Origin of the sequence: Saprospira grandis str. Lewin, from assembly GCF_000250635.1 — a bacterium.
In the GTDB taxonomy this organism is placed as follows: domain Bacteria; phylum Bacteroidota; class Bacteroidia; order Chitinophagales; family Saprospiraceae; genus Saprospira; species Saprospira grandis.
Window position 1 is genome coordinate 921,436 of the sequence record NC_016940.1, and the last position, 16,866, is coordinate 938,301.

The window sequence follows — 16,866 nt, forward strand, 5'->3', positions numbered from 1 at the left end:
GTTTAGGCTTTTCTATGTTGGCCAAAATGAGGTAATTCTAGGTCCTTTTCAGAAAGGATGGCCTGCGCCAAATCAATCTGCCAATCAATATTCAATTGAGGGTCATCGTAGCGGATGCCGCCCTCACTAGCCTTATGATAAAAGTTGTCGCATTTGTAGAAGAACTCTGCCGTTTCGCTCAAAACCACATAGCCATGCGCAAAACCACGAGGAACATACAACTGCCGTTTGTTTTCCGCCGAAAGCTCTACCCCATAATGTTCGCCATAAGTGGGCGAATCGGGCCGAAGGTCTACCACTACATCTAGGACCTTACCTTCTAGCACACGGACCAATTTGGCTTGCGCCTGCTCCCCGACTTGATAATGCAAGCCCCGAAGCACCCCATAGGTCGAACGGGCCTGATTGTCTTGCACAAAGGGGCGTTCTATTCCCGCCTCGGCAAAGGTTTGGGCATTAAAGGCCTCAAAAAAGTAGCCGCGATCATCCTCAAAAACCCGAGGTTCAAAAAGGAGGAGGTCGGCAATAGGAGTTTTAACAAAAGGCATATGCTTATTTTTTATGTTGCTCGAGGCAATCTAATTGGTCCTTAAAAAAATCGAGATAATAGATGGGGTAATTTTGTGTGCCCGCCGACCACTGCAAACTCAAGGACTCAATTTCATGCTTGCGCAACCATTTTTGGTCTTTCTTCTTGAGCGGAAAGCGGCAGAGATAGACACTTTCTTTGCCCTCAGCTTGTCGTTTGGCCCCCAAAGGCGAATACAATTTGTGTTTGCGGCCATCCATGGCGGTCAGTTCTAGTTTTGCCTCGGGCGGCAAAAAACCAAAACTTTTATCAGCTTCTTGGTCCAATAAGCGGATCTCTAGCTCTAGCAGGAGTTGGCCCTCGCTTTCTCGCAGAAAGCCCGAAGCCGATAGATAATCTTCATTGAGAAAAAACCGACGGTACGCTGTAGGGGTGTAGCTAAAGAACCAGCGACTAGGCAAACGCTTTTCTACTCGGCCTGTAAAATCATCTTGGCCCAGGCTTTCCCATTCGCAACTGCCCAATAAGGGCTGGGCAGAAAGCCAACTACTGCCCAATAGGGCCAAAGAAAATAAGAAGTACTTAAGCAGCATAGACGATATATATTTGGTCCAATAGATCTTGTATGGCCTTGCAGCAGACAGGCGGCGCAGCCGCCGCAAAGGCGCGAAGCGCCGCGGCTGAGGGATGGATAAGGGTGGCCGAAGGCCAGAGCCAGCGGCTGCAAGCCGCGCAGGGCCGAGCAGAACTGCGAGCCCTGACACAGCCCGACCCGAGCGAGAACTCATGAGGGTTTTAACCCTCATTTTGTATCGCTTCGCAAAGCGATACCGCTTTGCGCTGGGTTTCAACCCGGCGGAAGGGGCAGCCCCAAATTCTTCTAAGACTTAATCTTGCTCCAGCTGCTGCCCTCTTTGCCGTCCTTGATTTGTAATCCAAGTGCTTGAAGGGCATCCCGAATCTGATCGCTTTTGGCCCAGTCCTTATTGGCTCTGGCCTCTTGGCGCTGTTCGATAATCATTTGCATCAGGCCATCTAGCAAGGCCTTATCTTCATCTGATTGGCCGATGAGGGCTTCTTTTTGCAGACCGAAAATATCAAAAACGATGGCGCTAAAGTCCTTTTTGAGGCGGGCCAAGGTTTCGGGCGCAATGCTGCCCAAATCTTGTTGGCCATTCGTAAACTTCTGAATATCACTGACCAAGCCAAAGATTTTAGCGAGGGCCTTGGGCGTATTGAGGTCCTCATCGAGCTCCGCAAAGGCGCCATCCAAAAGCTTATTGATTTTGATATCTAGACCTTTGGCCAAGTCCGAAAGCTGTGTTTGCTCCAAAGCCATCAGGGCCTCATGGGCTTCCATCAAACGCTGATAGCCTTTTTCGGCGGCCAAAAGGGCATCCTCCGTAATGTTGAGGGTAGAGTGATAGTGCGCCTGCAACATAAAGAAGCGGATGACCATGGGGCTGTAAGGCTTGCTCATCAGGGGATTGCTGCCCGCAAAAAGCTCCTTGGGCAAGATCGAATTGCCCTTACTCTTGCTCATTTTCTTGCCATTGAGCAGTAGCATATTGGCGTGCATCCAGTAATTGACGGGCTGGCAATTGCAGGCCCCTAAATTCTGGGCGATTTCGTTTTCGTGATGCGGAAATTGCAGGTCCATCCCACCCCCATGAATGTCAAAGGTTTTGCCCAAATACTTGGTACTCATGGCCGAGCATTCTAGGTGCCAGCCCGGAAAACCTTCGCCCCAGGGCGAGGGCCAGCGCATAATATGCGTAGGCGAGGCCTTTACCCAGATGGCAAAATCAGAAGGCGAGCGCTTTTCCTCTTGGTTTTTGAGGTCATCGCGGCTTTCCGACATTAGGTCCTCTACCAATTTACCCGATAGTTTGCCATAGTCTTTATTCTCGGCAATGAGCTTTTGGGTATCAAAATAAACCGAGCCATTGACCTCATAGCCATAGCCATTATCAATAATATCTTGGACCATCTGGATTTGCTCCACAATATGGCCCGTCGCCGTAGGCTCAATGCTAGGCGGCAAAATATTGAGTTGGTCCATCACCTCATGAAAGAGGTAAGTATACTTTTGCACAATCTCCATAGGCTCTAGCTCCTCTAGGCGAGCCCTTTGCTCAATCTTGCTATCGGCGGCGGTATCTACATCCCCTTCTAGGTGGCCCACATCCGTAATATTGCGCACATAACGGACCTTATAGCCCTTATGCAACAAATAGCGATAGAGCAAATCAAAGCTAAAAAAGGTCCGACAATTCCCCAAGTGCACCTCATTATAAACAGTTGGTCCACAGACATATAGGCCAACTTTCTTTCCATTGGGGTCTATGGGTGTAAATTCCTCTAGGGTCCGACTTAGCGAATTGTAAATTTTTAATGCGTTCATACTAGCTTTGATTCGAATGTTAAGGCGGCAAGATACAGACTTCAAATTGCTTTTACAAACCTTCTGTTTTTGATTTTTTGGGGCCTGCCGCCTTCGGCGGCCGGGCCCTTTCAGGGCTCGCAGGTCTGCTCGGCCCTGCGGGCTCATTTCATTTCGCCCTGGGTCTGCCGCTGCGCGGCCCCCTTTCAGGCCCCTAGGCCGATTTGGCCTTTGGCCAACCCTAGGGCCAAGGCCCTAGGCGATGAATAGCAGGCGGCAAAGCCTAGAGGTTGCACAAGCCCAAAATAGGGGTTCTTTAAGGTATAAATTAGGTCCAAGAACCCCATAACAGTCCTTATCTACCACATTTTTTAGCTTAGAAAGCAGAAGAGGCCGCTTGTTTAGCTCAAGCTATAGGTTGAGTAACCAAAATTAGGGCTCTTCTACTGCTTTATAGACGTCTGGAACTGCATTCTATAGGTACAAAACTGCAAGGAGCAGGTCCACAACTGCTTGCTTGAGGTCGAGTAGCCCTAACTGGGGCTAGAGTAAGTCCTTAGCTGCAGTTCTTTTATCTAAAATAGACCTTATGATACTGCTTAGGTGAGGTCGCTTTACTTACGCTTGAGGTTTATTATAGAAAAGCTGAGGTTATATAACTCCGCTAATCTAGTCCACCAACTGCAAGTCTAGCCTTTGGTCACCTTAATTTACAGTTGGCTAAGGACTAGCTTGCAGTAAAAAAGCACAAACAAGGAGTTCCATAACCTATATTCTAGAGTTTTATAGGCTATACCATGGAGTTCAGGACGACTATTATACAGTAGAGGGACCTATACCGAACAGTTTAGTGACTGTATTCAATGACTTTAACAAGCTATATCATAGAGTTCAGGACGACTAAGAAGGAGTTTTGTCAATCATCGGCTATGGGCTGCAGCCCATGGGCCCAAATCCGCCGAAGAAGACCGCCAAAAGAAAAAATAAAAGATGAGCGGCCCAGCGCTGCGGAGGGGTGGCCGAAGGCCAGACCGAAGGCGAAACGAAGTGGAGCCTGAAGGGCCGAACAGAGCTGTGAGCCCCGCAGCATAGCGGCGGCCAGCTTTGCTGGCCGCGGGCCCCAAAAAAAACTTATCTTGAGCAGCCAAACAGAACGAATTGGCATCTATCTTAATAGAAAATCATAAGAATCATAAAAAACTAGCGTCTATGAAATCCCCCTTCTTTTTTATGCTAGCCTTGCTGCTGGCTTTATTTTCGGCTTGTAGCGAGCAGTCTCCTACTGATATTCAGGGAGTTTGGTATTTGGAGCATGTTCTGAAAGACGGCCAAAAAATAGCGGTGCAACGGGCGAATAGCCTGCGTATTTATGAAGAAGGCATGAGTCTTTCTTGGTCTCGGAACAGTAGCCATACGGAAGTAAGTTGGTCGGGCAATAGGGCCGAGCCTAAAGATCTTGGTTGGGTAACCACAATGGCTTGTTGTGATTCGGACTTGGATAATGAGTTGCAAGAACTACTAGGCAACGATTTTGAGATCCTTCGGCAGTCAAAAGATAGTTTGATTGTGAAAACGGGGCAAAGCGAATGGCATTTTAGTCGCAACCGTTTGCCTTTGGAGCTCAGTGCGAGCAGTTGGTTGATTGAGGAGGTCCGGGAAAAGGCCACAGGCGATAGTTGGCAGCCGCCTCTCCCCTACCGTTTAGACTTTCAGGCCGAGGGCTATCGCTTCTTTTTGGAGGCCAATAGTTGTTGGCAGACTTGTGAGTATGCTGAGGGTCGTATTTACCCTAAAGAAACAGGCAGTTGCACCGAAGCTTGCTGCGATGCCCCTAGGACAGAGTGGTTAAAAGCCATGCGTTTGGATAGCTTGACTTACAGCTTGGCCGACAACCAATTAGTATTGAGTTCGGCCAATTATGAACTCATTGCCCAACCATTGAGAGGCTTGCAAGCAGAGGCCAAACCCTTGCCTGCCGAAAAGCTCAGGGGCTTGCGTTGGGAGCTAGAAAGTTATAGCAACGGCATGATGACGAGCGTTCATGCCATGCAGCATATTTTCTCTTTTGAAGAAGGCCAGGGGGCCATTAGTTGGGAAAACGAGCGTTGTCAGAGAGACTGTAATTTTAAGGGGCAGACCCTCAGCCTTAAACCCTGTGCAGAGGGATGTTGCCCCCAAACGGCAGGCGATATTAGCGAGCAATTTGAGGGCGACTTCCTAGTATTCAGCGAAGGCGATCAGATTGTTTTGCGGAAAGGAGATATTGAGTACAGCCTTCGGCCTATTCGGGGTGATAAATTTTAAGGGCCGACTTCATGACCTTAATTTTATCCATTTCTACTGTTTTGAGGCTTCGTTTTTCTAGGGCCTCCACCTGATTCTTATACGCTTGAATCTGGGGACTTTGGAAATAGGGCAAAAGGGTTTGGATTTGGGCGGGGCCATTCTCATTGAAGCGGACAAAATGGATATAAGTATCGCCAAAAGTGGGGACCAACTGCCCTTCTTCATTGGGCATCTCATAATAAGTGGGGCTAAGCATATCGGGAAAGCCAGAAGTGGGCTGCCATTGCTCTCCTCTTTGGTAGCGGGCCAGCTCGGAGATAGGGACCAAAAGCTTATTATGGTGTTTATAGAGGTATCGGCTAGCTTTTTCTAGGCCAGCTAGTAGTTCGGCGGTGTTAATTTTTGGGCCAGAGATAAAGACCTCATCGCCATAGCCTTTTTCCTTAAAGATATATTGGAAAGTGAGCAAGACCAAGCCCGCTCTGGGGTCCTTTGCATCGGCAGAGAGGGACCAATTTTGCAATTCTCTGAGGGGTTTGCGCAGATGGGGATAATCTTCGGGCTTTAAGTCATAGATAAACTGAATAGACTGATAGAAAGGAGAAGCCTTGGAAAGTTGTTGATCAAACTTAATGGCCTTGAAATCTTCCCAATTGAGCAGGCCCATTTCGGATTCGATCAGTTCCAGAAAGCGATGTGCTCGATTATTCAGGCCGGGGCGAAGGTCGGTATAAGGGACCTTCATCTCTTCTCGGACCGAATCGCAGCTAGCGATTGTGGGCGTATTATTGGTATTAAACAGATAGCCACAGTCGGGATTTTCTAATAAGGGTTTCTCTTCTAGAGAGAGGTAATTGTTCCAGCAATTTTCTTTTTTGCCCAAAAGGGTCCCGCTATAATCAAAGCTATCGGGCCGTTGAGGAATCATGCCATTACAGAGATAAAGCAGATTATCTTCCTTATCGGCATAGACAATATTAAAGAGCGGCAGGGCATTTTGGTCTAGGGCCGCTTTAAACTCTTGGAGATTTTTGGCCTTGCCCATTTCATAAAACTGTTGGCCAGCGGCGAGGGCATCTAGAGCCGGGCTGCGCAGGGCATAAAACTTTCCGTTAGGCGCTTTAAAGGTAGGGCCAAACTCCGACCAATAGGTTTTTCTTCTAACCGGCAGAACAAATGCGCCGACCTTCACCTTGAGCCAAAAGCGGCGCGTTTGCAGTTTCTTATAACCTTCTCCCCAGCGATACTGTTTTTTCTTTTTGGGGTGCATATCTAGCTCAAAGACATCGAGTAGGTCCAGATAATTAAAGGTATGTCCCCAGCCCAGATGCTCATTATTGCCCATAAAGACGCTAGTTCCGCCCTGGAAGAGCGCCCCCGTAATATTCCAGCCTTCTTCAGAGCAAAGATGGGCCTCATAAAAAGAGAGCGGACCTTGGAGCATAAAATGCGGATTGATCGCCAGGTAGGTTTGGCCGCTAGCCGTTCGGCTTTTGCTCATGGCATAGGCATTAGAGCCCAGGGGAGCCTCTTGGCTAAAAGCGCCAGGTTCTCGGCCCTCCATAATATCGCCTAGGGCATCGGGCAGGCCCGATAGGGCCGCAAAAGATAAAAGATAGACCTTCAGAATATCTTTTTCTGTGACAGGGAATGCTCGCTTAAAGAGTACTCTTTCGGGCTGTTTTTTGGCAAAATCATTTAGTGCAGTGACATAGGCGGAAAGCAGCTGCATAAACTCATCGTTCAATTGGTCCTTTTGGGCCTCGTAGCGTCCTTCTAGGTCAAGAGCCTTCACAAAATAGTCAAATGCGGCGCCTTCCTTGCCCTTATAGCGCCCCATTAAACCTTTGGCAATCAAAACGGTCTCTTGCATAGCCTCAAAATTATCCTCGGCATTGGCCCAAGCCAAACCATAGACCACCTCTGGGTTTGTTGGGGCAAAAATATGCGGCATACCAAAGCTATCTCGAACAATATCAATGGATTTGGGTTCTATTTTTTGCTGTGCAAATAGTGGACAAACAGAAAAAACTAAAAAGAAAAATAACATCGTTTTTCTAAGCAACATAGGCGAATAACTGGTATATAGATTTTATAATACAATCTTATTATGCTATTTTGCGCTCCGCCCCTTATCTAAGAACTCATTAAATAATAAATCTTGCTCTTTTGGCGAACTATTTCGCCTAGGCAAGTTCATGATTTTGGCCTTGGTCAAATATAGCGTATTACAAAATATGGGAAGAAAAAGTAAGGCAGAAGAAAGAAAGCAGGAAATTCTCGAGCATTTCTATAAAGTAATGCTAACGGAGGGCTTTGAAAACAGCTCGATTGCTAAGATTGCCAAGAGCATGGATGTAAACCCTAGTTTGCTCATCCACTACTTCAAAACAAAGGAAGATATGGTGGTGGGCTTGGTTGATTTTCTGCTAGAGCGCTATGAGGATGCTTTTCTCAATATGGTGATTTCTAAAGAGAACCCTCAAGAACAGTTTGATACGGTCATTGATATTTTGTTTGGCCATGCCTGGATGCAGATGTCGGACCAGCATTCGGTCTTTTATGCTTGCTATTACCTTAGCTCTCGGCACGACCTAATTCGGGAGCGTTTTCAGCAGATGTACAACCGCTTTAGAGAGGTGGTAGAGGAACTAGCCGACCGTTGGATAGAAGCCAAAATTGTTCGGGATTTTACGCCTTCTCAGGTGGCCGAATACCTGATTATGCTCAATGAGGGCCTCACTTATTATGAGGGGGTTTATCGCGATCCCGAAGCCTTTATGCACCGTTGTCAGTACTTGCAAAAGATGGTGCGCAAAACGCTAACCGCTTAAGTATTATCCTTTTTAGAACTGCGGCCGAGCTAGGAGAGTCCTAGCTCGGCCGCTTTGCATTCTAAAAGAACCCTAAAGTTGTTTTTCTAAGTTTTTGAGTTCTTGGGCGCTTAGTTCTCGCCATTGGCCTTTAGGCAATTGGTCCAATTCAATATTCATAATCCGTACTCTTTTGAGGGTACGCACCTCATAGCCGAGGTACTCGCACATCCGCCGAATTTGCCGATTGAGTCCTTGCTTCAAGATAATGCGAAAGCGTTTTGGCCCGAGTTGTTCTACTTGGGCCTTTTTTGTGATTTGCCCCAAGATAGGCAGCCCCCCAGCCATACGCTGCAGAAATCGGCGATTGATTGGCTTGTCTACCGTAACGATATATTCTTTTTCATGCCCATTTTCTACCCGCAAAATAGGGTTGACCATATCGCCATCATTGGTCAGTAAAATCAGGCCCGTAGAGGGCTTGTCTAGGCGGCCAATAGGAAATATACGCTCCTTATGCCCAATAAAATCGACAATATTACTGCGATCTCTACGGTCGGTGGTACAGGTTACGCCTGCCGGCTTATGAAAGGCGATATATAGTTTTTTGGGGGCTTTGGGCAGGGCTTTGCCATCTAGCAGCACCTCATCTCCGGGCGACACTCGGTTTCCTTTTTTGGCCAATTGCCCGTTAATTTTCAAGCGGCCCTCTTCGATCCAACGATCGGCCTCTCGTCTAGAGCAAATCCCTTTGCTGCTAATATATTTATTGAGGCTAATGCTATTATCTTGACTCATATCTGTTGCTAATTTTCGGCCCTAAGATACGGCAGAAAATGAAAAGGAGGAGGAAAAGCCGCCAACTTCCGTTTTGAAGTTTTTTTCTTTTGGGGCCTCCGCCTCCCTTCGGTCGTCGGCGCTACGTTGCGCAGCTCGCAGGTCTGCTCGGCCCTGCGGCCTGACGGCCTGGGTCTGCGGCTGCGCCGCACTGCTCCACATCGCTAGGCCGAATGGCCTTCGGCCAACCTTTGATAAAAATTTCAAACTAACTTTGCGTTTATAATTAAAAGTTACTACCTTTACGTAAACACAAAAACAAAACGATGAAAGCATTAGCCATTTTTCTCTTATCCAGTTTATTTTTTGGCCACCTAAATCTATTACAGATGAACCAGCGAGAACTTTTTTTGGCAAAACAGCAGCAGTATCAAGAAGACACAGCCCTTTATGAAGAAACCTTGGCCCAATATCAAGAACTATATTCACTTTATCAGGAACTTCCGGCAGAGGATCCCGATCGCCCAAGCTTGAAGGCGGCTTTGCTCAAGACCAAAGAGGGCTTAAAAGCCTTTAAGCCGCAGCTCAAAATGGATAAGGCCAATTTGAAGCAGCTATTTTTAGCCCTTAAGGAAGAGGAGATTCCGAAGGAGCAGTACAGAAAATTATTAGCAGACTTCTTTAAGGGGACATCTAAAGTACTTAAATCAAGAATTGGTAAATCGCCTAAACTAAAGGAGAGTACGCCTCTGAGTATTTTTCAATCGCAATTAGCTCAATTCTTCAAACAGATTCCAGGTCCACTCAGTAAACAACTCAATAAGGAGGTTAAAGCAATTCCTATTGATACCGATGTTGAAGACTTTCTAGCGGCCTTTTTGGCCATTTTAGACAAATACAACCAAGAAGATCAAATCAAGGCGAACTGGTTCAATACCTTTAGTATCAAAGAAAAGAATTTACTAAAGAAAATTAGCTATCAGCAACTAGAAAGCATTTTGGACCAAGCCCTGGCCAAAGATGACTTTTTGACGGAGGAGGAGGAGAAAGAGGCAAAAGAAAAAGCGGACTCCACTTACCGAGAAGAACTGGCTAAGTTCCGTGAAACCTTAAAGGAAGGTAAATCTGAGCTTGTATTTGAACTCTTTAATCTGGGGGTAAAGCCTTTAGAAAAGGAAAGTGGATTAGAATATTGTATTTCTGCCAAAGAATTGGTAGAACGTTTAGGAAAGTTAAATACAGGACATCCTCTTGTTCGGGCAGAACTCATTAAACAATTGGCTGCTCAACTAGATAGTAGTAAGCACTACTCGATAGAGGAGTTAAGCACTAAAATTCTTAGTAGCCTGACACTTTCTCCAATTTTTAGTGAAAATCTATTTTGTCAAGAATTTTATGACGTAAAGAAACATCAGTTAATTAAAAAAGATCCTGTTAGCTCAGAACTCTACCCCAATAATTGGGTCCGTAGTTGTTTTGATAAAGGATTACTACGGACCCAAGTAGGCCGAGAAGTTGCCATTATACAGCTAAAAGAAAAAATCGAAGCTTGGTTTGAAAAACTACAGCCCAGTATAAAAGATCCTAATATTAGCAATTACTGCCTAAACAAAAAGCGATGGAAGGCTAGTCTAAGCTACCTTTTTTCAGCATCGACAGCAACTGGGCTAAAAATGCCGCTTTTAGAAGACTATTTTTTAGCTAAAATGGATCAAATCGACCCCAAGGAAGATCATCTTTACATGAAAGATTTTGCCACAGAAGCTTGGGATGATTTTCTGGGCGATAAAGATTTTCAACGAGTAGATCCTTTCCATAACTTATTAGCCGAAGAGATTAAGCAATTGGCAGATAGTGCAGTAGTGCTCTTATCGCCAGCCAAAGAATGGGAAAAAGCAATTCGAGCAAGTCGTTGTCAGGGGCCCAAGCCACTGCTTTTAGAGCCTATAGATGCTGTTTACAACTTAGCCCAAATCCCAATAACATTTTCACTCCAAGGAGAAAAAAGACTTGCTCACTTTGATAAAGTGACTATTGGTTTTCCGCTAAAATATGAATATGGGATAGCCCCCGGAGTAGATAACAGCCTTCGGCAAGTTGCATTTCTCAGTTTTGATGAGAGCAAAAGCCCTATCATTGTAGGAGGGGCCAATATAGCCAACATGAAAATTCATAGCCTAACATCAGATGCTGTTCGATGCCAAAGGAATGGAAACAGCATGGATAGCTATTGGGTATTTAGCGTTCGTGCCGAGATTAACCTATTCTCTATATTAGGGATAGATACCACTGCTTTATCAACGCTTGATGAGGATGAGATTCCTTTTTATCTACTAGAAGAAATACGCAAGTACTTTGGCTCTTCAGTAAGTATAGGGCCAATATCCTTTGACATTAATAATCCAGAAATAAAAATAGATTACTTGGCAAAAATGGAATTCAAGTTAAGTTCTTATCCCAAAGGAATCGAAAGCCTGCTCCTCCAAAACCACTTAACAGGTCCTACTAAGTTCAATCCTATACCCAACTATGGGTTGAAGATAGATGATAAACATAAAGCCAGCCTTTTTTGGGAACAACTGCCCAAAGTAAAAAAATAAAAATCAGCTATTCCAAGCCCCAAACTCCCGTTTGGGGCTTGGCTCTTTTAATAAAAGATTGCGAAGCAATACCGCTTCTAAACGGTTTTGCAGGCGGCGAAGCCGCCGCAGGCTGAGGGGCTGTAGCAGGGCCGCCGAAGGCGGCAGACCAAGGCGCTTCGCGCCGAAGGGCCGAGCGAACAGCGAGCTGCGCAATGGCCCGACCCGACCGATAATTCATGAGGGTTTCAACCCTCATTTTGTATAGCTTCGCAAAGCGATACCGCTTTGCGCTGGGTTTTAACCTAGCGGAAGGGGCAGCCCCAAAAAAAGGCCCTCCACAAAAAAGTGAAGGGCCAGTTAGCTTTTATTGGCTTTATTTAGCCTTCAAAATGGACCGAGAAGGTAATTCCTTGGGCAAACAGCTTGTCGATAGTTCGAGAGTAAATCAACTGATCGTTTCGGCTATGGATATTATTGATGCCATGCGAAAACTTGATTTCGGGCGAGAGGATGAAGTAGGGAAAGAAAAACTGCAGGCCTACGCCATACTCCACAAGGATGTCGCTACTTTGGATGCGGACCAAATCCTCGGCTTTGCGGGCTCTAGAATTGGAGGCGAGGTCGAGGCTATACTTGGCCCCCACAATAAAGAAAGCGCGGACATCTTGGTAGGGTTTCGATTTGTAGCGAAACTGAATGGGAAAATCGAGGAAAACCGATTCGATATTTCGGCTAATGACCTCTTGCGTGGGCAGAGTGTACTCTAGGCGGCGCTCGGCAAAAGAGAGGGTGGGCAAATTGAAGCGCAGGTCCATATTTTCGCCAAACTTAATGTTGGTCACGATTCCGAGGTTGAAACCGGGGCCATTAGAAGATTGGATCAGGCGAATGCTATCGTTTTGGATTAGCGTTTCGGAGCGTTGAATTTGGTAGCGCGAGCTATTGTAGCCCAGGGTAATTCCAAAGTAATAGGTCTTTTTGGAAAAAGCGTAATAGTTAAAAGTTCCTCTTTGGGCAGACAAGCTAGGCCCCAAAAGGAGGAGGGCCATTATGCAGGTTTGCAAGCCGAGTAGAGCGAACAAATTCCGGTGGTGAGTGGCTGGCATTTCGTATCGGTTAGTCCAAGTTTAAGCAATAAGTTTTCAAAGTCTTTTCCTTCGGGAAAAGCCTGCACTGACTCATAGAGATAGGCATAGGCTTTCTGATCCTTGGAGGTCAGGCGGCCGATACCGGGCAGAATGCTACTGAAGTAAAAGTTGTAAACTTGCTTAATAGGAAAGACTTTAGGTTTGGAGAATTCGAGAACCACGCATTTTCCGCCAGGGCGCAAGACTCGTACCATTTCTTTGAGGCCGGCTTCTACATTGGCAAAGTTGCGTACTCCAAAAGCAACGATGACGGCATCAAAACTATTGTCTTCAAAGGGCAGATGTTCAGAATCGCCTTCTTCGAGGACAATAATTTTATCGAGGCCTTTTTTAGTAATTTTTTTGCGGCCCACTTCGAGCATGCCTACAGAAATGTCTACACCAATAATTTCTTCGGGCGAAAGTTGTTTGTAGGCCTCTAGGGCGAGGTCGGCGGTTCCTGTAGCCACATCGAGGATGCGTTTAGGCTGAATATCTTGGAGTTCGGCAATGGCTTTTCGGCGCCAGCTCTTATCTATGTTGAGTGAAAGGAAGTGATTGAGGAAGTCGTAGGTCTTAGAAATGTTGTTAAACATTTTAGAAACCTGGGCCTTTTTTTCGGCTTCTACTTCATAGGGCTTAACCTCTTCCGATTTTATCTTTTGAACACTCATATCAATTTTACTATTTTGTGAACGGAAAACAATTGAGTTGCCTCATTTGCCCTGGCAAATGCGCTACAAAGGTAACAGGAATAGCCCAATAAAGGTTGATATGATTATAAAAACTGCAGAATACCTCATTAGTGTGCCCAAAGTAGAGATGGCACCGCATTCCGATCGCCCCGAATACGCCTTTATTGGCCGTTCTAATGTGGGGAAATCTTCGCTCATCAATATGCTCACGGACCATAGTAAGTTGGCCCTGACCTCTGGCCGGCCCGGAAAAACCCGAATGATCAACTACTTTAATATCAATAAGGACTGGTATCTGGTCGATTTACCCGGCTATGGCTATGCCCAAACGGGCAAGCAAAGGCGGCAAAATTGGCGCAAAATGATTGAGGAGTATTTCCTGCTTCGGATTTCTATGCAGTGCGCTTTTTTACTCATTGATAGTGGGGTGCCTCCGCAGGATATTGATATTGAGTTTGCCAATTGGTTGGGCGAAAACCAAATCCCTTTTGTTATTGTCTTTACCAAAACCGATAAGAAAAAAGCCCGACAAGGCGATAATCATATTCGGGCCTTTAAGCAAAAACTAGGCGAATACTGGGAGCAACTGCCGCCCTGCTACCTCAGTTCTGCCGAGACCAAAAGAGGCCGAGAGGAATTGCTAGAGTTTATCGAATCGGTCAATGCCAATTTCGAACCTCTGCATTAAGCCATCTCCTTCTCTCAGCTAGCCTTTTTTTATGATCACTTACAAGAGAATTTTTCAAATTTCTATGCCCATTATGGTGGGCTCCGCCGTACAAAACCTAATTACCCTCACCGATACCATTTTTTTGGGTCGGGTGGGCAAGGTAGAGCTGGGCGCCATTGGCCTAGTGGGCGTCTTTTATTTGCTCATTACTTCTATTGGCTATAGTTTTACCAAGGCGGGCCAAATTATGATCGCCCGAAGAATCGGGGCCGATCAGGAAAAAGAAGTGGGGCCACAAGTGCACGCTATGGGCATTTTTGCCTTTTTGCTGGCCCTGCTTATGTTTTTTCTCCTGGCCTTTGGTAGCCGAACCTTCTTTGGCTGGTTTGTCACCGATCCCGATATTTATGAGGCCTGTATTGCCTATCTCGATTATCGATGTTATGGGGTCTTTTTCTCCTATCTAGGGGTCGCTTTTGTGGCTATGTATACCGGCCTGGCCCGCACCACCGTCATTATTTACAATGCCGTTGTAATGGGGATCGCCAATACAATTCTCAATTATGGGCTCATTTTTGGCCATTTTGGCCTGCCCGAAATGGGAATTTCTGGGGCCGCCCTAGCCTCTACCCTAGCCGAGGTTTTGGCCTTTGGCGTTTTTATCATTTATGTGCTATTTGATAAAAAATGCCATGATTATCAACTCTTTAAATGGCCCGAACTCAATATTGAGCTCATTAAGGCCCAACTCCGCCTTTCTGGCCCCATCGTCCTGCAATCTATTGCTAGTGTGGGCAGTTGGTTTGTCTTTTTTGCCCTGATCGAACAGCTTGGCCAAAAAGAACTAGCAGTTTCCAATATCATCCGAGCCGCCTACATGATTTATATGATCCCCGCCTGGGGCTTCTCCTCTGGCATCAATACGATCGTTAGCCAACTCATTGGCCAAGAACAAAGCCGCTCCGTCATGACGGCCATCTACAAAACGGCCATCCTCTGTTTTGTCGTGACCATGCTGGTCACTAGCTCGGTGGTCATCGCCCCCGACTATATTCTGCGCATCGGCACCGACGACCCCGTCCTCATCCGAGAAGCCAGCAAATTAGTCTGGGTGTTGGTTACCCTAATCACACTTTATAGCTTCAGCACAATCTATTTTAACGGCTTAGTAGGCACCGGCGCCACCAAACAATCCCTGCTCATCCAAGTTTCTTCCGTCCTCCTCTATATGCTCTATGCCTATATCGTGGTGGGCGTTTTCCGCGCTAGCCTAGAATGGGCCTGGATGACCGAAACCGTCTACTGGATCGCCTGTTTGGCCGCCTCTGCTTGGTATCTCCGTAGCAAAAAATGGGTAAAAATTAAGATTTAGTGGTTTTGGGGCCTCCGCTGCAGCTTCGCCTTGCGGCGCTACGCTTTGGGGCTCGCAGGTCTGCTCGGCCCTGCGCAAAAAAACAAGTTTTTTGCTTGGTCTGGCCTTCGGCCACCCCGCCGCATCGCTAGGCCATTTGGCCTTCGGCCAGGGCGGCTTCGCCGCCCCTTCTTCCCTAAATAAAAGTACTATTGCTTATGACCAAATTTAGCCTTTTTTTGCTTAGCTGCCTTAGCCTTTGGGCCTGCCAAAGTACAGCATCAGAAAATGAAATCCCTGAGGCAGAAGCCGAACTGCTCCGCAGCTTCCAAAATTTTAACCTAGAAAGCCAACAGTTTTTTAATGGGGCCGCCAAATTACAATGCGCCTGCCTGCTCGAACAAGAAGGAGCACTCAGCGCCCTGCCCACAAATGCTCCTCTAGATAGTAGCCAACAACTCATTATGGAGCAATACCAAAACTGCAATGCCGATAGCCCGCCCCCTTCGGCAGAAGTCTTCGCCAAAATTTCAGAAGACCTCCAAAAGTTTTCTGGCGCTTCGGCTCCCGGAGGCAGTAGTGACCAAAAAATGCAGGCCCTCTCTACGGCTCTGCTCCGCCTGCATTGCCCAGAAAAACAAGCGCTAGCCAAAAAACTAAATGCGCTCTTAGGCCAAAAGGAAGAAGAGTAAATTTTAAGTCCAAAAAATAGTAAAAGGCGAGTTGGAGCATGCTCCAACTCGCCCTTTGTTTTAAACCCAAGCCTACAACAAGTAGTTTTTAAAGCCAAGGAACTAAACAATAAAATAAAATTTGGTAGTTTAGCAGGCAAGCAAAACACCCCCTAAAATTTGATCCTCAAATTTTTGGTATGGACATACACTACTACTTTTCCTTTTTGATCCTCTTGCTAAGCTGTGCCTGCAATTCGCCAAAACCAGCGCCTATCTCTATCCAACAGATTGGACCAGCAAGTAGACAACTACAGTTTTCCCCTATTGCCCTGAGCAAAGCCGAACTAACAGACAGTAGCCTAATCGCGCTAGAGCAGTTAGGCCAAAAGAGCTGTGCCTGCCTGGCCCATTTTAAAGACAGCCTAAGCCTCTTTCTTCAAGATGCAAAACTATCTCTCGACAAAATGAATGGCCAAGGAACAGAACATCCCGCCGACCTGCTGCAGCAAATTGTTCAACACCCCAAACTGCCAGCTGTTCTCGGCTTTGGCCGCTGCCTTAGCATTGCCCAAAGCCAAAGTCCCCAAATTTTAAACTGTATTCAGGCCAAACAAAAACAACAACTCCCCCTAAAAAAGTTATTAGCCCTAGAGCTGCCCCTCATTGAGGAACAAATGGGCCAAAGTTGCCCAGAACAACAAGCGCTCTTTCAGGCCTTTAATGAATTTGGCCAAGCCATGAACCGCTTCCAATATGGAGAATAAAAAACGCCAAATAGTAGCTACTATTTGGCGTTCATCTTCTGTATCAATAAATGGCCCTAAAAGCCTAATTCTCGGGGCACTTCTTACAACGCTTGCCCTTCTTTTTCTTGTATTTTTTGCAACACTTCTTTTTGAGCTGATACTCAATAACAGGAAGTTCAAAAAAGCCCTGTTTGGGCAATTCAATCGGTTGAGGAATCTGTAATTTTTGCATG

General features: G+C 46.3%; 15 protein-coding genes. 7 read left to right on the top strand and 8 right to left on the bottom strand.

The window, feature by feature from the left end; all coding sequences use genetic code 11:
* Window positions 1–2 precede the first annotated feature (2 nt).
* The 3 genes from rfbC to cysS all read right to left on the bottom strand — a co-directional run bounded on the left by rfbC (window position 3) and on the right by cysS (window position 2,933).
* Window positions 3–548, bottom strand: coding sequence for a dTDP-4-dehydrorhamnose 3,5-epimerase (rfbC, locus tag SGRA_RS03975; protein ID WP_015691290.1), 546 nt, complete (start codon window positions 546–548; stop codon window positions 3–5).
* 4 nt (window positions 549–552) lie between these two features.
* Window positions 553–1,122: a hypothetical protein gene (locus tag SGRA_RS03980; RefSeq protein ID WP_015691291.1), complete on the bottom strand. Its 570-nt coding sequence runs from the start codon at window positions 1,120–1,122 to the stop codon at window positions 553–555.
* Between the two features lie 287 nt (window positions 1,123–1,409).
* Window positions 1,410–2,933, bottom strand: a complete 1,524-nt coding sequence (gene cysS, locus SGRA_RS03985) for a cysteine--tRNA ligase (protein WP_041329836.1) — start codon at window positions 2,931–2,933, stop codon at window positions 1,410–1,412.
* Window positions 2,934–4,121: 1,188 nt separating this feature from the next.
* On the opposite strand from cysS, the gene SGRA_RS03995 reads away from it, so the two are divergent.
* Window positions 4,122–5,216 carry a hypothetical protein gene (locus SGRA_RS03995; RefSeq protein ID WP_015691296.1) on the top strand — a complete coding sequence of 365 codons (1,095 nt, stop codon included), beginning with the start codon at window positions 4,122–4,124 and terminating at the stop codon, window positions 5,214–5,216.
* Here the strand turns inward: SGRA_RS03995 and SGRA_RS04000 are convergent.
* On the bottom strand, window positions 5,194–7,248 hold the full coding sequence (locus SGRA_RS04000; RefSeq protein ID WP_015691297.1) for a penicillin acylase family protein: 2,055 nt from the start codon (window positions 7,246–7,248) through the stop codon (window positions 5,194–5,196). The genes SGRA_RS03995 and SGRA_RS04000 overlap by 23 nt on opposite strands.
* Before the next feature lie 187 nt (window positions 7,249–7,435).
* Between SGRA_RS04000 and SGRA_RS04005 the strand changes: the two genes are divergently transcribed.
* Window positions 7,436–8,032 (top strand): TetR/AcrR family transcriptional regulator, encoded by a 597-nt coding sequence (locus tag SGRA_RS04005; RefSeq protein ID WP_041329837.1) that lies wholly within the window; start codon window positions 7,436–7,438, stop codon window positions 8,030–8,032.
* Window positions 8,033–8,104: 72 nt separating this feature from the next.
* On the opposite strand, the gene rluF is transcribed toward SGRA_RS04005, so the two are convergent.
* On the bottom strand, window positions 8,105–8,809 hold the full coding sequence (gene rluF, locus SGRA_RS04010; protein WP_015691299.1) for a 23S rRNA pseudouridine(2604) synthase RluF: 705 nt from the start codon (window positions 8,807–8,809) through the stop codon (window positions 8,105–8,107).
* A gap of 305 nt (window positions 8,810–9,114) precedes the next feature.
* Here rluF and SGRA_RS04020 point away from each other — a divergent pair, with 305 nt between their 5' ends.
* Window positions 9,115–11,388 carry a hypothetical protein gene (locus SGRA_RS04020; RefSeq protein WP_015691301.1) on the top strand — a complete coding sequence of 758 codons (2,274 nt, stop codon included), beginning with the start codon at window positions 9,115–9,117 and terminating at the stop codon, window positions 11,386–11,388.
* Window positions 11,389–11,747: 359 nt separating this feature from the next.
* Here SGRA_RS04020 and porT read toward each other — a convergent pair whose 3' ends face one another.
* Together porT and ubiE are read right to left on the bottom strand one after the other, a co-directional pair.
* On the bottom strand, window positions 11,748–12,419 hold the full coding sequence (gene porT, locus SGRA_RS04030; RefSeq protein ID WP_015691303.1) for a type IX secretion/gliding motility protein PorT/SprT: 672 nt from the start codon (window positions 12,417–12,419) through the stop codon (window positions 11,748–11,750).
* Window positions 12,419–13,171: a bifunctional demethylmenaquinone methyltransferase/2-methoxy-6-polyprenyl-1,4-benzoquinol methylase UbiE gene (gene ubiE, locus SGRA_RS04035; protein ID WP_015691304.1), complete on the bottom strand. Its 753-nt coding sequence runs from the start codon at window positions 13,169–13,171 to the stop codon at window positions 12,419–12,421. Before ubiE ends, porT begins: the two co-directional genes overlap by 1 nt.
* A gap of 100 nt (window positions 13,172–13,271) precedes the next feature.
* On the opposite strand from ubiE, the gene yihA reads away from it, so the two are divergent.
* The 4 genes from yihA (at window position 13,272) to SGRA_RS04055 (ending at window position 16,651) form a co-directional block, all read left to right on the top strand.
* Window positions 13,272–13,880, top strand: coding sequence for a ribosome biogenesis GTP-binding protein YihA/YsxC (gene yihA / locus SGRA_RS04040; RefSeq protein ID WP_015691305.1), 609 nt, complete (start codon window positions 13,272–13,274; stop codon window positions 13,878–13,880).
* 31 nt (window positions 13,881–13,911) lie between these two features.
* On the top strand, window positions 13,912–15,234 hold the full coding sequence (locus SGRA_RS04045) for an MATE family efflux transporter (protein ID WP_050981159.1): 1,323 nt from the start codon (window positions 13,912–13,914) through the stop codon (window positions 15,232–15,234).
* 197 nt (window positions 15,235–15,431) lie between these two features.
* A complete protein-coding gene (locus tag SGRA_RS04050) occupies window positions 15,432–15,905 on the top strand; it encodes a hypothetical protein (protein ID WP_015691308.1) in 474 nt (157 codons plus the stop codon).
* A 179-nt stretch (window positions 15,906–16,084) separates the two neighbouring features.
* Window positions 16,085–16,651, top strand: coding sequence for a hypothetical protein (locus tag SGRA_RS04055; protein ID WP_015691309.1), 567 nt, complete (start codon window positions 16,085–16,087; stop codon window positions 16,649–16,651).
* Between the two features lie 64 nt (window positions 16,652–16,715).
* Here the strand turns inward: SGRA_RS04055 and SGRA_RS23755 are convergent, their stop codons facing one another.
* Window positions 16,716–16,865: a hypothetical protein gene (locus SGRA_RS23755; RefSeq protein WP_015691310.1), complete on the bottom strand. Its 150-nt coding sequence runs from the start codon at window positions 16,863–16,865 to the stop codon at window positions 16,716–16,718.
* Window position 16,866 lies beyond the last annotated feature (1 nt).

Excerpts from the sequence above, each read along its gene's own strand:
- SGRA_RS23755 (WP_015691310.1), bottom strand. The coding sequence starts at position 16,865 with ATGCAAAAATTACAGATTCCTCAACCGATTGAATTGCCCAAACAGGGC.
- SGRA_RS04020 (WP_015691301.1), top strand. The coding sequence starts at position 9,115 with ATGAAAGCATTAGCCATTTTTCTCTTATCCAGTTTATTTTTTGGCCAC.
- SGRA_RS04055 (WP_015691309.1), top strand. The coding sequence starts at position 16,085 with ATGGACATACACTACTACTTTTCCTTTTTGATCCTCTTGCTAAGCTGT.
- SGRA_RS04050 (WP_015691308.1), top strand. The coding sequence starts at position 15,432 with ATGACCAAATTTAGCCTTTTTTTGCTTAGCTGCCTTAGCCTTTGGGCC.
- SGRA_RS04045 (WP_050981159.1), top strand. The coding sequence starts at position 13,912 with ATGATCACTTACAAGAGAATTTTTCAAATTTCTATGCCCATTATGGTG.
- rfbC (WP_015691290.1), bottom strand. The coding sequence starts at position 548 with ATGCCTTTTGTTAAAACTCCTATTGCCGACCTCCTCCTTTTTGAACCT.
- ubiE (WP_015691304.1), bottom strand. The coding sequence starts at position 13,171 with ATGAGTGTTCAAAAGATAAAATCGGAAGAGGTTAAGCCCTATGAAGTA.
- yihA (WP_015691305.1), top strand. The coding sequence starts at position 13,272 with ATGATTATAAAAACTGCAGAATACCTCATTAGTGTGCCCAAAGTAGAG.
- SGRA_RS03980 (WP_015691291.1), bottom strand. The coding sequence starts at position 1,122 with ATGCTGCTTAAGTACTTCTTATTTTCTTTGGCCCTATTGGGCAGTAGT.
- SGRA_RS04005 (WP_041329837.1), top strand. The coding sequence starts at position 7,436 with ATGGGAAGAAAAAGTAAGGCAGAAGAAAGAAAGCAGGAAATTCTCGAG.
- rluF (WP_015691299.1), bottom strand. The coding sequence starts at position 8,809 with ATGAGTCAAGATAATAGCATTAGCCTCAATAAATATATTAGCAGCAAA.
- SGRA_RS03995 (WP_015691296.1), top strand. The coding sequence starts at position 4,122 with ATGAAATCCCCCTTCTTTTTTATGCTAGCCTTGCTGCTGGCTTTATTT.
- porT (WP_015691303.1), bottom strand. The coding sequence starts at position 12,419 with ATGGCCCTCCTCCTTTTGGGGCCTAGCTTGTCTGCCCAAAGAGGAACT.
- SGRA_RS04000 (WP_015691297.1), bottom strand. The coding sequence starts at position 7,248 with ATGTTATTTTTCTTTTTAGTTTTTTCTGTTTGTCCACTATTTGCACAG.
- cysS (WP_041329836.1), bottom strand. The coding sequence starts at position 2,933 with ATGAACGCATTAAAAATTTACAATTCGCTAAGTCGGACCCTAGAGGAA.